This is a genomic window from Bradyrhizobium sp. (assembly GCF_035484855.1).
Classification (GTDB): Bacteria; Pseudomonadota; Alphaproteobacteria; order Rhizobiales; family Xanthobacteraceae; genus Bradyrhizobium.
The window spans coordinates 16,414-30,783 of the sequence record NZ_DATHOP010000182.1 but is presented as its reverse complement, the minus strand read 5'-3'; the positions used below and the strand labels follow the sequence as shown (position 1 = coordinate 30,783).

The window sequence follows — 14,370 nt, the reverse complement described above, 5'->3', positions numbered from 1 at the left end:
TATCTACGTGGTCGAGCAGAACCGCGACGCGCAGCTGCGCTCGCTGAACGTCAATGAGATCGGCATCGACCCGGTGCGCCTGGTGCCGATCCTGCACTACGACGGCACGCCGATCACCGCGCGCTTCATCGCCAAAGCCATCGGCGACCACCAGGATCATCTCAAGGTGACCCCTCTCCGCAAGGCCGTGTCATGACCTATATCGCCAAGCCGAAATTCCATCACCCCGGCCTTCCGAAGAACGCGCTCGGTTTCACCCACCGCGACTACGAGGGCAAGATCTCGACCCTGTGCGCCGGCTGCGGCCACGACTCGATCACGGCCTCGATCATTGAGGCCTGTTTCGATCTTTCGATCGAGCCGCACCGCGTTGCCAAGATTTCCGGCATCGGCTGCTCGTCGAAGACGCCCGACTATTTTCTCGGCAATTCGCACGGCTTCAATTCGGTCCACGGCCGCATGCCGTCGGTCCTGACCGGCGCCAACCTCGCCAACCGCGAGCTGATCTATCTCGGCGTCTCCGGCGACGGCGACTCGGCCTCGATCGGCTTCGGCCAGTTCGCCCATTCGATCCGGCGCGGCGTCAACATGACCTATATCGTCGAGAACAACGGCGTCTACGGCCTGACCAAGGGCCAGTTCTCGGCCACCGCCGACCGCGGCTCGAAGTCCAAGAAGGGCGTCACCAATACCGACAACGCCATCGATCTGGTGGCGATCGCGCTGCAGCTCGGCGCAAGCTTCGTGGCGCGCAGCTTTTCCGGCGACAAGACCCAGCTGGTGCCGCTGATCGCGGCCGCGATCGAGCACAAGGGCTCGGCCTTCATCGACGTGATCAGCCCCTGCGTCGCCTTCAACAACCATGCCGGCTCGACCAAGAGCTTTGACTATGTGCGCGAGCACAACGACGCGGTGAACCGGCTCGATGTCATTACCGGCCGCGACCCGATCACAGTCGACTACGCGCCGGGCACGGTGCAGGTAGTCGAGCAGCACGACGGCAGCCGGATCGCACTGCGCAAGATCGACGCGGATTACGACCCGCATGATCGGGTCGGCGCGATGTCGTTCCTGCAGCGGCACGCTGCCAAGGGCCAGATCGTCACCGGGCTGCTTTACGTCGATCCCGAGGCGGAAGACCTGCACAGCCATCTCGACACGGTGGCGGCGCCGCTCAATTCGCTCGACGAAAAGGCGCTCTGTCCGGGCTCCGCCGCGCTCGACAAAATCAACGCGGCCTTGCGCTAGGTTTCCATCGCACCTCGTACCCTTCCCCGGTCCACCGCGCGATGGTAGCATTTAAGGATTGGCCCATGCAGGCGGAGGATTCCGATGGTTTCAAGCCTCAAGCGTGACGTTGTTCGCGACGTCGACGTGGTTTCGACCGGAGCGGCGCTGGGCGCCGAGATTCATGGCGTCGATCTCAGGAATCTCGACGCGTTGCAGTTCGCCGCGCTCAAGAGCGCCTGGCATGACCATCAGGTCATTCTCGTCCGCGGCCAGACGCTCAGCGATCAGGACCTGATCGCATTCAGCCGCCGCTTCGGCGACCTCGACTGGGCCCCCGTACAGGAGACCGGCCGCCGTTTCGTCGAGGGGCTTCCAGAAATCTACATCGTTTCCAACGTGACCGTGAACGGTCAGCCGATCGGCAGCCTCGGCGCCGGTGAAGCCGTATGGCATACCGACATGTCGTATCTCGATGTCCCGCCGATGGCGAGCATGCTCTACGCGCTCGAAGTGCCACCCGTCGGCGGCAATACCTCGTTTTGCAGCATGTACGCGGTCTACGAAGCGCTGCCGGACCAATTGAAACGCCGGATCGCGAACCTGAAGATCAAGCACGACGGCACCTATAATAGCGGCGGCTATCTGCGCCAGGGCGTTGCCGCGACCGACGATCCCATGAAGTCACCGGGCGCCGTACATCCGCTGGTCTGCACCCATCCCGACACCGGCCGGCGAATGCTTTATCTCGGCCGCCGTCGCAATGCGTATCTCGTGGGGCTCGAACTTGCGGACTCCGAGGCGCTGCTCGACGAGTTGTGGGATTACGTCGCGCGACCGGAATTCGCCTGGGAGCACGTCTGGTGGGTTGGCGATCTGGTGCTGTGGGACAACCGCTGCACCATGCATCGGCGCGACCCCTTCGACGACTCGGCGCGGCGTATCATGCATCGGACGCAGATCAAGGGCGGCGCAAGTCCGGTCTGATGCGCAGGTTCAGCGTCTCCAATACGGTGCTGCTGATCATTTGCCTGATGTACCTGATCCTCTATGTGGATCGGGTCAACATCTCGACGGCCGCGCCGCTGATCAAGGCGGAGCTTGGCTTGAGCAATACCCAGCTCGGCCTGGCTTTTTCGGCATTCGCCTATCCCTATGCGCTGTTCCAGCTGATCGGGGGCTATTTCGGCGACCGGTTCGGCGCGCGTATGACGTTGTTCGTGAGCGGACTTGTCGTCTGCGCGGCGACGGCGGCAACCGGCGCCGTTGGCGGATTTGCCAGCCTGTTCGCGGCACGGCTTGCGCTTGGGATTGGTGAAGGCGCGACCTTTCCGACCGCGACGCGCGCGATGGCAGCCTGGGTGCCGGAACGCAGTTGGGGTTTCGCGCAAGGCATCACGCATTCCTCGGCTAGAATCGGAAACGCGCTGACGCCACCGCTGATTGCCTTGCTGGTCGCCCAGGTGTCGTGGCGCGGCGCCTTCGTTGTGCTTGCCCTCTTCAGCCTGGTCTGGGTCGTGTTGTGGCTGTGGTACTTTCGCGATGTGCCGGCAACGCCGCCCCTGACCGTGGAGGAATTTGCGACGCTTCCCGTGCGCGGCCGCGGCAATCCGGCGAGCGCGGTGCCGTGGTTCAAGCTGTTTCGCCGCATGCTACCGGTGACCGCGGTCGATTTCTGCTACGGCTGGACGCTGTGGCTGTTCCTGAGCTGGATCCCGTCGTTCTTCTACCAGAACTATCACCAGAACCTGATGCAAACGGCATTCTATTCAGCCGGCGTTTTCCTGGCCGGCGTGATCGGCGACACCCTGGGCGGCGTGGTGAGCGACCTTATCCTGCACCGTACGGGCGACCGCACCGCGGCACGGCGCAACGTCATCGTGGCCGGCATGCTCGGCGGCTTTCTGTTCCTGATTCCGGTGATGCTGGTTCACGATGTCAACGTCGCGGCGATCTCGCTCGCCGCGGCGTTCTTCTCCGTCGAAATGGTGGTGGCGCCGATCTGGGCGGTTCCGATGGACATTGCGCCGAATTATTCGGGATCCGCGAGCGGCATGATGAATTTCGGCTTCGGCGTCGCCGGCATCATTTCGCCTTTCGTGTTTGGCTACCTGATTGATCGGACCGGAAGCTGGACCTTGCCGTTTGCCGGCTCGATTGGCCTGCTGTTGTTGGGTGCCGGACTTGCATTTTGCATGCATCCGGGCCGGCCCTTCGAGGCCGCGCCAGCGCCTTGAGACGAACCTTTCTGGTCCCGGCGCTTTTGCCAGCCTGCGTCAGGGCGTGGACTCATAAACGTAGCTGGCCGTGTCCACTATCCCGGAGACAGCGGAAAACATCTGCTCGGGGCGAGTATTTCGCCTTTTGACCCCTCAGCAGACATCTGCGCCACATCTTAAGGCCGCGCGACAGGAGATTGACGCCAGTCCCCATTTGGTCCATTTTTTACATTGGTGGATACGACCTGCTGCTTGCGCCCTTCGGGGACGGTAAACGTATCGCGGCCTTTTTAGCCCTTTGCCCGAACGAGCGGGCCAGTAACGCAAGCCCCTGGCACTTTTGTCTCGTTCAAAAGCAAAGGATGAAGACATGCGCGATTTCCGCAACGCCAAAGCCATGGCGCAAACGCTACGTGCGGCCCTTGCTACCAAGGGTGTCGAGATCACCATCGGTCAAAGCCTCGAACTGATTGCCGAGATATTCGGCCTGGCCGACTGGAATACGCTCGCTGCAGCGATCCGCGCGGAGACATCGATTTCTGGCGAAAAAGTCTCGCCACCGCAGCCCGCTGTGGGCAGTAGTTCGTTTCCGCCGCTTTCATCCGCGCTTGCGGCGACGCTGCATCGGGCCGTTGGCTTCGCGGGCCAGCGAAAGCATGAGTACGCGACACTGGAGCATCTTCTGCTCGCCCTGATAGACGACGCAGATGCTTCGACCGTGATGAGGGTCTGCGGCGCTGGTCTTGGCGCGTTAGCGGAGAGGCTGGTTGGCTACCTCGACAATGAACTGATGAAAATAGTGATAGACAACGGCGCAGACCCCAAACCGACCGCCGCGTTTCAGCGCGTCGTCCAACGCGCTGAGGTTCGGGGAAAGGAGCTAGGCCGCTCCATGATAACTGGCGCAAACATCCTCGAAGCCATAACTTCCGAAACGCAGAGCCTTGCCGCACGGCTTCTCGGTGAACAGGGGATAACCCGCCAACACCTGTTGAGCATTATCACTCACGGAACTGCATAGACGGCCGCACAAGGAACGACCGCGCGAGGCGGAATGACGCCTCGTAGCCATTCTGGTCGCTGGAGTCCGAGTCTGGCGCCAAACGGACCAACCGGTCCACTCTGATGATGACCGTTGTTCGGGGTAGACCGGAAGTGGCTGGCAGAAAGTCAAAACGGGGCTTTTGACCCATCTCGGAAGTCGGCCCTAGCCCGAGGGTAGCCCAGCGTGCTTTAATGGCTGGGTGAACTGCCAAGTGTAGGGGCATTTCCTTGGCCTCCGAGCGAGTGGAACGGCGACTGGCAGCGGTGCTGGCGGCGGATGTAGCCGGGTATAGCCGTCTCATGGGCGTCGATGAGGAAGGCACGCTGGCCCGGCTGAAGGCAATCAGAAAGTCCCTTGCCGATCCCACCATCGCCGCTCATCGCGGCCGCATCGTCAAGACCACCGGCGACGGCATGCTGGTCGAGTTTGCAAGCGCAGTGGACGCCGCAAGAGGTGCCGCTGAAGTCCAGCGTGCCATGGCCAAACAGAACGCCGACGTGCCGCAGGACCAAAGGATCGAATTCCGCATCGGGATTCACGTTGGCGACATCATATTCGATGACGACGATATTTTCGGTGACGGCGTCAATATTGCGGCGCGTCTTGAAGGAATCGCCGAGCCGGGCGGCATCTGCGTTTCAGATGACGCGCAACGTCAAATCCGCGGCAAGATCGACCTGGCTTTCGACGACATGGGTCCGCAGTCGTTAAAGAATATCGCCGAGCCGATGCGTGCCTGGCGGCTACAGATCGACAGGAAGTCTCCTTCAACAAAAACGGTGGTCGAGGCTGCGCAGCCTCTGGCCCTACCAGACAAACCCTCCATCGCCGTCCTGCCATTCCAGAACATGAGCGGTGATCCAGAGCAGGAGTATTTCGCAGACGGAATGGTCGAAGACATCATCACCGCGCTGAGCCGGGTCAAGTGGTTTTTCGTCATCGCGAGAAACTCCAGCTTCACCTACAAGGGCAAGCACGTCGATATCAGGCAGGTCGGGCGGGAATTGGGTGTCCACTACGTGCTCGAAGGGTCGGTCAGGAAATCCGGCAATCGGATCAGGATCACGGGACAGCTCATCGAAGCGGTAACCGGCAATCACATCTGGGCCGACAAGTTCGAGGGCGAATTGAAAGATGTTTTCGAGTTGCAAGACAGGATAACCGAAAAGGTAGTCGCTACCATCGAACCAAGCCTCGAACTCGCGGAAATACGTCGAGCCAACTTTAAACCCACCAACAAGCTGGATGCCTATGACCTTTATCTACGGGCGCTCGCGCTGTCTTATACGCATCGAGACCGGGAGGGCAATGACGCAGCGCTGCGGCTGCTCGACCAGGCTATCGTTCTTGATCCGAATTACGCATTCGCGAAAGCATTCGCCGCTCAACTCATCCATTTGCGCATGAATCAATGGTGGGCAACACCGGAAGACATCGCAAAAGGATCCCGCCTTGCTCAGGAGGCGCTAATTTCAAGCAGCGACGAGCCCACTACAATCGCGTTCGCGGCTCACGCTTTGGCATGGATTACGCGGGACTACGACAGAGCGCTCGCTGCAATGGATCGAGCCGTCCATCTAAACCCAAACTCGGCGCATATTCTAACGCGCAGCGGATGGCTGCGAATCTGGATTTCAGACGCTGACCGTGCAATCGAGGAATTCTCCCGCTTGATCCGGCTAAGCCCGAAAGATCCCGGTATCGGCATTGCCTATAACGGCCTTGCCCACGCGTTCCTGTTCAAGGACGAGCCCGATAAAGCACTCGAGTATGCGCGCCGGTCAACCCATGAATTGCCGATGTGGCTATCCGCGTGGATGATCCTGGTCGTCGCGTCGGTCAATGTTGGGAACGAGCAGGGGGCGCAGGAAGCCAAACATCGTATGCTGACACTGTCCCCCAATTTCTCCATTACGAAACGTTGGAATCCGTTCAGGGACAAACGACCGTTCGACCTCATTTCAGATAGACTGCGAAAGGCAGGCCTTCCCGAATGATCGTGCTCAATTCACTCTCGCAGCCAATGTCCGAGTGTAGCACCGAACCGGAATGCCGAGGCGGTCTGTCCATGTCCGTTGTTGGGGGATGAACAGACCAGGCTCTGAGGCAGCTTGAGGTCTGGAAATGGCCCTGAGCGGATCTCCACAATCAGCAACAAGTTTCAGTCGGTTATGCATGCGCAACAATCTCTATCCTAGCACGGCAAAGGCCGGAGCGTAGCTGACCTTACCCTTGGTATGGGCATGATCACCGATCAAGGTGAGCAGCATAAAATGAACTCCTGAATAAGGTGACTCAAAACCCCGGGCTCGGTCAGGGCTAAAGCCAAAACGCCGATAATATTTTGGATTGCCGAGAACGAATACGGCTTCCCATCCGACTTCTGCCGCAGCCTGCACGGATCATTTGGCTTCCGATCCCGGAACGCTGTCGATCTGGCATGACGGACACTGGCCCAAGGCCGAGCGCCCTGAAAGGAGCGCTCATGTTGGAGAATTGAACGTGACCTACAATATTTCCATCATCGACGGCGACCAGCGAAATCATGCTGTTGCCGTCCGCACGTAGTCGATCGACCAACCGCGCCTCAAGCGGTTTCGGGAAAGCCTCCTCGACGACGTTACGGATACCCGCAATATCTGCCGGTTTTTCAGCTCGTATTATTACCATCAGAAACCGTTTGACACTAAGCGGATGCCGGCCACTCTACCAGTATCGTCGCAATAGACGAGCTAAGCGGTGCGAAAATGAAGATGTCTTCTTCATGGCACTTTTCGGACATGGCGCAATGTCCGACCTGAGTCCGTTATGCGCACTAAACCGGACGTTCGCCAACGCCTCTGGCTTTATGGGTTCACGCCCTGGTCAGGTCGCCCGCCGCACAAACCCTGGATTGAGTTCCTTGACGGAGCGCGCGCCGCATTGCCGCATGGCCGCGCGCGTCTCGGTGCGGACGATTTCGAGCACCCGCTCGACGCCCTCCTGGCCGAAGGCGCCCAGCCCCCAGAGATAGGGCCGGCCGATGCCGACCGCCTGCGCGCCCATCGCGAGTGCCTTGACGGCGTCGGTGCCGCGGCGGAATCCGCTGTCGACGATGACCGGCATCCGTCCCTTCACCGCCGCGATGATCTCCGGCAGTGCGTCGATGGTGGAGCGGCCATTGTCCTCGCCGCGGCCGCCATGGTTGGAGACGAGAATGCCGTCGATGCCGTTCTGCGCGGCGAGATCTGCGTCTTCGGGCGTGACGATGCCCTTGAGCACGATTTTCATCCGCGTGACGTCGCGCATCCGCTTCACGGTATCCCATGACAAATTGGAGGCCTCGCCGCCGCCGGTGATGGCCGAGAGATCGATGCCGTCATAATTGTGCCGACGGACCACCCGCGCCGCGAAGCTGCCGCGGTCATGGCACCCGGAGCATTCGCGCGTGTCGGTGCGCATCAGCCGGAACAAAGTTTCCTGGTTGCGGCCCGCGATGCGGTCCACCGTCACCACCAGGACCGGACAGCCGGCGGCATCGGCTTTCTTGATCAGCGCCTGCGCCACCTCCCAGACCGGCGAGGCATAGAGCTGGAACCAGATCGGCGCGCCGCGCGCCTTGGTGACGTCGTCGACCGAATAGTTCGAGGACGTCGACAGGATCTGCAGGTGATTGCCGGCGCGCGCGGCCCTGGCGACGGCCACCTCGCCATCGGGGTGAAAGAACTGGTTGCCGCCGGTCGGGCAGACGAAGATCGGCGAGTCGTAGCGGGTGCCGAACAGCTCCACGGAGGTGTCGACCTTCGATACGTCGTTGAGGCGGTGCGGCAGCAGCTGGAATTTCAAGAATCCCTCGCGGTTGGCGCGCAGCGTGACCTCGTCGTCGAGGCCCGAGGCCATATAGCCGAAATGCGCGGGCGGCGTGTTCTGGCGGGCCACCGGCTCGAAATCGAATACGTTGATCGCATCCTTCGGGCTCTTGATCAACTCGCCGCCGGCCGGCGCCCAGATCATCGGGTCCGGCAGTTTCGACGGCGTTTCCGCAGCCCAAGCCGGCAGCGCGCCGGAGGCGAGCAGCGGGCTTGCGGCGAGATATTGCAGGAAATGGCGGCGGCTGGTGGCGCGAACGATCGGCGACGTCATTGGCATGTCCTCCCCTGCAACTGACGCGAATTGGCGCGCCGGCTATGCTCGCGCGATCTGGCGCGCTTTGACAAGCTGGCGATAAAGGTCGGCGTAATTGCTGGCTCGGTCAACCCAGGAGACATCCACGGCCATGCCATTGCGCTGAAGCTCGGTCCAAATCCGCTTATTGCGGAACAGGGCATGGGCGCGGCGAAGTGCGCTGCCAAGGTCTTCGGCCGTGACGGGTTCGAATTTGACGCCGGTCGCGGCTCCCGCTGCGATGGTGTCCTCATCCGTATCGACCACCGTATCCGCCAGTCCACCGACGCGCGAGACGATCGGGACGGCGCCATATCTCAACGCACAGAGCTGGGTCAGCCCGCACGGCTCAAACCGCGACGGCACCACCAGCGCATCGGCGCCCGCCTGGATCAGGTGCGCCAGGCTCTCGTCATAGTCGGTCGATACACCGACCTGCCGAGGATTGGCCTCCGCCATCGCGCGATAGCGGTTTTGCAGGTCCGGATCGCCATTCCCCAGCAGCGCCAGCTGGACGTCGTCGCTCAGAACTGCGGGAAACGTCTCGAGCAGCAGGTCAAGCCCCTTTTGCCAGGACATCCGGCTGATGACCCCGAGCAGGAAGGCCTCCGGCGCAACGCGAAGGCCCAATCGTTGTTGTAGCGCGGCCTTGTTGAGCGCCCGATTCTGCAAGCTGTCGGCGTCAAAAAGTGAGGCGATGTGGGGATCGGTAGCCGGATTCCAGACGGACGTATCGATGCCGTTCAGGATTCCGCTCAGGACATCCGATCGGCCGCGCAGCAGGCCGTCCAGTCCCATGCCTTCCTGGGGCTGCTGGATTTCCAGCGCATAGGTCGGCGACACCGTCGTGATGCGGTCCGCAAAGCGGAGCCCGGCCTTTAGAAATCCGATCGAGCCGTAATACTCGACTCCGTCCAAGTTGAAGGACTGCGGCGGCAATCCGATCGTGGCCAATAGTTCGCGCGGAAACTGACCTTGAAAGGCGAGATTATGAACCGTCATTACCGTGCCCGGTCGTGGCCGGTCGCTGTAATGCAGGTAGGCATGCGTCAGCCCGGCCTGCCAGTCGTGCGCGTGCACGATGTCCGGGGCGAATGCCGGAATCGATCCCTGGCCGATATCGGCGGCGATCCGTCCGAGCGCGGCGAAACGGATCGCATTGTCGGGCCAATCCGCGCCGTCAGGCGACGAATAGGGGTTTCCCGGACGGTCAAATAGATGCGGCGCATCGAGCACGAACAGGTCGATGCCCGCGCTGGCGCCGCTCAATACCCGAGCCGGTCCGCCATGGAAGTCCGGCAGATGGAGAACCTCTTCCGCCCCTTGAAGCGAGCCGGTCACCGCGGGATATCCGGGGATGAGGGTGCGCGTCTCGATTGCTTCGGTCTTCAGTGCCGCCGGAAGCGCGCCGACCACGTCGGCGAGGCCGCCGGTCTTGATGATCGGGTAGACTTCCGAGGCGACCGCGAGGACGCGAATGGCGCTCATGTCGCCAGTCCGTCGATCATTGCCTGCGTGATCAGGCAGATGCCCTGCTCCGTGCTGCGAAATCTCTTCGCGTCATGTTCGGGATCCTCTCCGACCACAAGTCCCGACGGAATCCGCACGCCGCGGTCGATGACGACATTCGCCAATCGCGCCCCCTCGGCGACGTCGACATAGGGCAGGATCACGGCATTTTCGACCTTGGCGAAGGAATGCAGATGCACGCCGGTGAACAGCAGGGAACGGCGCAGCGACGCGCCGGATATGATGCATCCGCCCGATACCAGCGAGGTAACGGCCTCGCCGCGGCGGCCGTCTTCATCGTGAACGAATTTTGCGGGCGGCGTGATTTCGGCGTGAGTCCAGATCGGCCATGAACGGTCGTGAAGGTCGAGCTCGGGCAGGACATCGGTGAGGTCGATATTGGCGGCCCAATAGGCGTCCACCGTCCCGACATCCCGCCAATAGCTGCGCGGGTCGTTGCCGGAGCGGACGCAGGAGCGGCTGAACTGGTGCGCCACCGCGCGGCCATGCTTGACGATGTGAGGAATGATATCCTTGCCGAAATCATGACTCGAATTGGGGTCATTGGCGTCGCGCTGCAGTTCATCGAAAAGGAATTTTGTGTCGAACACATAGATTCCCATGCTGGCCAGCGAGCTGTCGGGCTTGCCCGGCATCGCCGGCGGATCGGCCGGCTTTTCCAGGAAACTCTGAATCACATCCTTGTCGTCGATGTGCATGACGCCAAAGCTGCTCGACTCCGATCGCGGCATTTCGAGACAGCCGATGGTAACGTCGGCGCGCTGGTCGACATGCTGTTGCAGCATGAATTCGTAGTCCATCTTGTAGATATGGTCGCCGGCGAGAACCACGATGAATCGGGTGCCAAGGCTCTCGATGATGTCGATGTTCTGATAAACGGCGTCTGCCGTGCCCAGATACCAATTGGCTTCGGAGACACGCTGGCTGGCGGGCAGGATGTCAAAACTCTCGTTGCGCTCGGGCCGAAAGAAGTTCCAGCCCATCTGCAGGTGCCGAATGAGGCTGTGGGCCTTGTATTGGGTGGCGACCGCGATCCGGCGAATGCCGGAGTTCACGGCGTTCGACAGCGCGAAGTCGATGATGCGCGACTTGCCGCCGAAATAGACGGCCGGCTTGGCGCGCCTGTCGGTCAGTTCCATCAGCCGGCTGCCGCGCCCGCCGGCGAGCACGAAGGCGATGGCGTGACGCGCGAGAGGTTCATTTCTTTCGGCCCGCATGATGTTTCCCCGCTCGATTTTTTGACGCTGCCTCGCGTGTCCTCACATCAACGCTTCGCGAGAAGCCCGGTTCACAGGAATAAATCTGATCGCACTTTGCCCCGGTCCGTCTACCGATATTTGCGAGGTGCAGGCCGTATTCTGCCGGCTTGCCTAATGCCGCGGCGAAGTCGGGTTGCCGCAACGCATCATCCCCTCCTGTCCCGGAAAAATGCCTTTGCGCGCCCGGTCGGAGAACGTCATAGTTGCGCAACACCGGCCCGGCTCAAGGGCGGCAAAATCTGCGAACGGGAGAGAGCGCCATGGATGAGGTAGAGAAACGCGTCATCGGCAAAGTGATGCGGCGGCTGATCCCGTTCCTGATCCTGTGCTACTTCGTGGCCTATCTCGACCGCGTCAATGTCGGCTTCGCCAAGCTGCACATGAACCAGGCGCTTGGTTTCAGCGAGGCGGCCTTCGGCCTCGGCGCCGGACTGTTCTTCATCGCCTATTTCCTGTTCGAGGTTCCTTCCAACATCTTCCTGGAGCGCGTCGGCGCGCGGGTCTGGATCGCCCGGATCATGATCACCTGGGGCATCGTGTCGGCCGCGTTCGCCTTCATCCCCTCGATCTCCAAGACGACCGGGGCCTCGAATGAGACGGTGTTCTATACGCTTCGCTTGCTGCTCGGCGCATGCGAGGCAGGCTTCTTCCCCGGCATCATCTTCTATCTGACCCTGTGGTTTCCGGCGGTCTACCGCGCCCGAGTCATCAGCTTCTTCATGCTGGCGATTCCGATTTCGTCGATCGTGGGATCCCCGATCTCCGGAATGCTGTTGAACGTGAGCGGCTGGGGACTGGACGGCTGGCAATGGCTGTTCATCCTTGAAGGATTGCCGTCGATCCTGGTGGGGCTCGCGGTGCTGATCTACCTGACCGACTTTCCGCGCCAGGCCGGCTGGCTGCAACCGGATGAGATTGCGTGGCTGGAGAATGTTCAGGCCACCGAGAAAAGCAACAAGGAGAAGGTCGAACATCTCTCCCTGTTCCAGGCCCTCACCGACATCCGTATCCTGCTCTGCGCGCTGGTCTATTTCTGCCTGAATGCGGCGAGCTACGGCGTGGCGTTCTTCCTGCCCACCATCATCAAGGCCTTTGGCGTCAGCGATACCCAAACCGGGCTGCTGGCGGCTTTGCCCTTCGTGTTCGGCGCCATCGGCATGGTGTTGCTGGGCCGGCACTCGGACCGCACGATGGAGCGCAAAGGCCATGTCGCCGTGGCACTGCTGATGGCCGCGTTCGGAGTAGGCTTGTGCGGGCTTGTTTCCAACCCCTTCATCGTCATGGCGCTGCTCTGCTTCGCGCAGATCGGCATCTCGGCGGTACCGCCGATGTTCTGGCCGCTGCCGGCGAGCTTCCTGACCGGCGCCTCGGCCGCCGCGGGAATTGCCGCCATCAACTCGCTCGGCAATCTCTCCGGCTTCGCCGGTCCCTATGCGATGGGTTATCTGAAGGATCTCACCGGAACCTTCACGGCAGGACTGCTTCTGCTCGCGGGGTGCGCGCTGATCGGCGCCGTTGTCGCCATAAGCCTGCGCATTGACGCAAAACGCGAGCAGATTTCGGGAGACGTCGCGCTGGCGCATTGATCCCAGAGCAAGCCTGATCCGGCGCCGTCACGCTCGCTATCCTGCCGGCGCCGTAACGAACGCGCTCCACTCGCTGTCGAGTCGCGCCAGCGCATCGGCAAGCGGCACCGCCGAGAAGCGGCCATCGGTCTCGGTCAAGAGCCCGAAACCCTTCAGCCGCGCCAGCGCGTCGTCGATCTCGAAATCGGCCGCGACACCGAACGCGTTTGCCAACAGCTCTTCGACCCGCGCATAGAGCGCCTCGCGGGTCAGCGGCGAAGCGGCCGTCAGCAGGCCGTAATAGGCGAGCAGCGCTTCCTTCCAGTCCTGTTCCTCGGCCTCGCCGATCAGGTAGGTGAAAATGCCGGAATTGTTGTTGACGTTGCGGTAGTAGATATTGTCGGTCAGTTGCTTCTGATGGATCAGCGATTGGCGATGAAAATTTCCCCATTGCCGCAGCAGGAAGGCGCCGAGTGCGAACAGCCCTGACAGCGCGGCCAGCGCCCGATCCATGTCGTTGTCATGGATGGAGCCGCTGAGACCGAGATAGAAGCCGGCGACGACCAACAGCACCGCCACCGTCGAGGCAAGCTTGAGGAGGATCGGAATGCCGCCGATGATCGCCGGCACGCCGAGCGTCAGGTGGTCGGCAATGCTCATCACCACGCGCACATTGGGAAACAGCGCCTTGAGATCGGCGCGCGCGATATGACGGAAATATTTGAACAGCACCGCGCCGCCGCGGATCTTTTGCCCGCCGCGCCGCGCGCTCGCTACCGCCCTGCGGGCATCGGCCGGTGTCGTGCCGTCCGGCCTGGTCGCGACCATCAACACGACGTCGTCGTAGACCACGACTTCAAGCGGACGCCGCCTGAAACCGAACCAGACGGGAATCTCGATGGTCTCGCTGTGGTGTCCGCGGCGGAACATGCGGACATCGCGAAAATCCTCGACCGGCGCCTTGATCTTGACCCGGATCCGGGCGCGTTCGGCAAACGCCCGCGTGATCTCGTCATGGGTGATCTCGATGAAATTGGCTTCGGTCACGACACGGACGAATTCGTCAGTCAGCGTGCGATAGGCCGCCTCATGGTCGCCTGCAGGGCCGCCTGCGTGCGGATCGATCTCCGGGTCGAAATAAAAATACACCTCGCGCAGCCGGTCGAGCTCTTCGAAATATTGGTAGTGGAGGATGGCGCCCAAAACGCGGGCCAACTGCCTCAACCTTGCCTGTTCGGCCTGGTTGAGCCGGCCCTCGGCGACCAAGCCCTCGATCAGATCGGATTTGCGCAGCGGAATGAAACGGTCCCGCGGCTCCGGCGCGGCGGCTTTCTGGGTCCCTGCCCCCGGCATTGTGCCCCCATCCCGAAAAATTGCGCTGG

The 14,370-nt window shown here is 61.6% G+C and carries 11 protein-coding genes and 1 pseudogene; 7 read left to right on the top strand and 5 right to left on the bottom strand.

Going from position 1 to position 14,370, the window contains the following annotated elements; translation table 11 throughout:
- From VK804_RS20665 to VK804_RS20640, 6 genes and pseudogenes are all read left to right on the top strand, one after another.
- A pseudogene (locus VK804_RS20665) lies at positions 1–196 on the top strand (2-oxoacid:acceptor oxidoreductase subunit alpha); the annotation flags it as partial.
- Entirely contained in the window at positions 193–1,248 is a 1,056-nt protein-coding gene (locus VK804_RS20660; protein ID WP_325373658.1) for a 2-oxoacid:ferredoxin oxidoreductase subunit beta, read from the top strand. The pseudogene VK804_RS20665 and the gene VK804_RS20660, both read left to right, overlap by 4 nt.
- Positions 1,249–1,332: 84 nt before the next feature.
- A complete protein-coding gene (locus VK804_RS20655; RefSeq protein ID WP_325373656.1) occupies positions 1,333–2,214 on the top strand; it encodes a TauD/TfdA family dioxygenase in 882 nt (293 codons plus the stop codon).
- On the top strand, positions 2,214–3,464 hold the full coding sequence (locus VK804_RS20650; RefSeq protein WP_325373655.1) for an MFS transporter: 1,251 nt from the start codon (positions 2,214–2,216) through the stop codon (positions 3,462–3,464). The genes VK804_RS20655 and VK804_RS20650 overlap by 1 nt, the downstream gene beginning before the upstream one ends.
- Before the next feature lie 352 nt (positions 3,465–3,816).
- On the top strand, positions 3,817–4,467 hold the full coding sequence (locus VK804_RS20645) for a glyoxalase superfamily protein (RefSeq protein WP_325373653.1): 651 nt from the start codon (positions 3,817–3,819) through the stop codon (positions 4,465–4,467).
- A 251-nt stretch (positions 4,468–4,718) separates the two neighbouring features.
- On the top strand, positions 4,719–6,488 hold the full coding sequence (locus tag VK804_RS20640; protein ID WP_325373651.1) for an adenylate/guanylate cyclase domain-containing protein: 1,770 nt from the start codon (positions 4,719–4,721) through the stop codon (positions 6,486–6,488).
- 322 nt (positions 6,489–6,810) lie between these two features.
- On the opposite strand, the gene VK804_RS33045 is transcribed toward VK804_RS20640, so the two are convergent.
- From VK804_RS33045 to glgC, 4 genes are all read right to left on the bottom strand, one after another.
- Complete coding sequence (locus tag VK804_RS33045; protein WP_414642818.1) at positions 6,811–7,161, bottom strand: GNAT family N-acetyltransferase; 351 nt, start codon at positions 7,159–7,161, stop codon at positions 6,811–6,813.
- Between the two features lie 195 nt (positions 7,162–7,356).
- A complete protein-coding gene (locus tag VK804_RS20635) occupies positions 7,357–8,613 on the bottom strand; it encodes an alpha-hydroxy acid oxidase (RefSeq protein WP_325373649.1) in 1,257 nt (418 codons plus the stop codon).
- Between the two features lie 42 nt (positions 8,614–8,655).
- Positions 8,656–10,122: a glycogen synthase GlgA gene (glgA, locus tag VK804_RS20630; RefSeq protein WP_325373647.1), complete on the bottom strand. Its 1,467-nt coding sequence runs from the start codon at positions 10,120–10,122 to the stop codon at positions 8,656–8,658.
- Positions 10,119–11,381 carry a glucose-1-phosphate adenylyltransferase gene (glgC, locus tag VK804_RS20625; RefSeq protein ID WP_325373645.1) on the bottom strand — a complete coding sequence of 421 codons (1,263 nt, stop codon included), beginning with the start codon at positions 11,379–11,381 and terminating at the stop codon, positions 10,119–10,121. The genes glgA and glgC overlap by 4 nt, the downstream gene beginning before the upstream one ends.
- A 302-nt stretch (positions 11,382–11,683) precedes the next feature.
- On the opposite strand from glgC, the gene VK804_RS20620 reads away from it, so the two are divergent.
- Positions 11,684–13,009, top strand: a complete 1,326-nt coding sequence (locus VK804_RS20620; RefSeq protein WP_325373644.1) for an MFS transporter — start codon at positions 11,684–11,686, stop codon at positions 13,007–13,009.
- A 36-nt stretch (positions 13,010–13,045) separates the two neighbouring features.
- Here the strand turns inward: VK804_RS20620 and VK804_RS20615 are convergent, their stop codons facing one another.
- Positions 13,046–14,341: a TMEM143 family protein gene (locus VK804_RS20615; protein ID WP_325373642.1), complete on the bottom strand. Its 1,296-nt coding sequence runs from the start codon at positions 14,339–14,341 to the stop codon at positions 13,046–13,048.
- Positions 14,342–14,370 lie beyond the last annotated feature (29 nt).

Excerpts from the sequence above, each read along its gene's own strand:
- VK804_RS20635 (WP_325373649.1), bottom strand. The coding sequence starts at position 8,613 with ATGACGTCGCCGATCGTTCGCGCCACCAGCCGCCGCCATTTCCTGCAA.
- VK804_RS20620 (WP_325373644.1), top strand. The coding sequence starts at position 11,684 with ATGGATGAGGTAGAGAAACGCGTCATCGGCAAAGTGATGCGGCGGCTG.
- VK804_RS20645 (WP_325373653.1), top strand. The coding sequence starts at position 3,817 with ATGCGCGATTTCCGCAACGCCAAAGCCATGGCGCAAACGCTACGTGCG.
- VK804_RS20655 (WP_325373656.1), top strand. The coding sequence starts at position 1,333 with ATGGTTTCAAGCCTCAAGCGTGACGTTGTTCGCGACGTCGACGTGGTT.
- VK804_RS20660 (WP_325373658.1), top strand. The coding sequence starts at position 193 with ATGACCTATATCGCCAAGCCGAAATTCCATCACCCCGGCCTTCCGAAG.
- VK804_RS20615 (WP_325373642.1), bottom strand. The coding sequence starts at position 14,341 with ATGCCGGGGGCAGGGACCCAGAAAGCCGCCGCGCCGGAGCCGCGGGAC.
- VK804_RS20650 (WP_325373655.1), top strand. The coding sequence starts at position 2,214 with ATGCGCAGGTTCAGCGTCTCCAATACGGTGCTGCTGATCATTTGCCTG.
- glgA (WP_325373647.1), bottom strand. The coding sequence starts at position 10,122 with ATGAGCGCCATTCGCGTCCTCGCGGTCGCCTCGGAAGTCTACCCGATC.
- glgC (WP_325373645.1), bottom strand. The coding sequence starts at position 11,381 with ATGCGGGCCGAAAGAAATGAACCTCTCGCGCGTCACGCCATCGCCTTC.
- VK804_RS33045 (WP_414642818.1), bottom strand. The coding sequence starts at position 7,161 with ATGGTAATAATACGAGCTGAAAAACCGGCAGATATTGCGGGTATCCGT.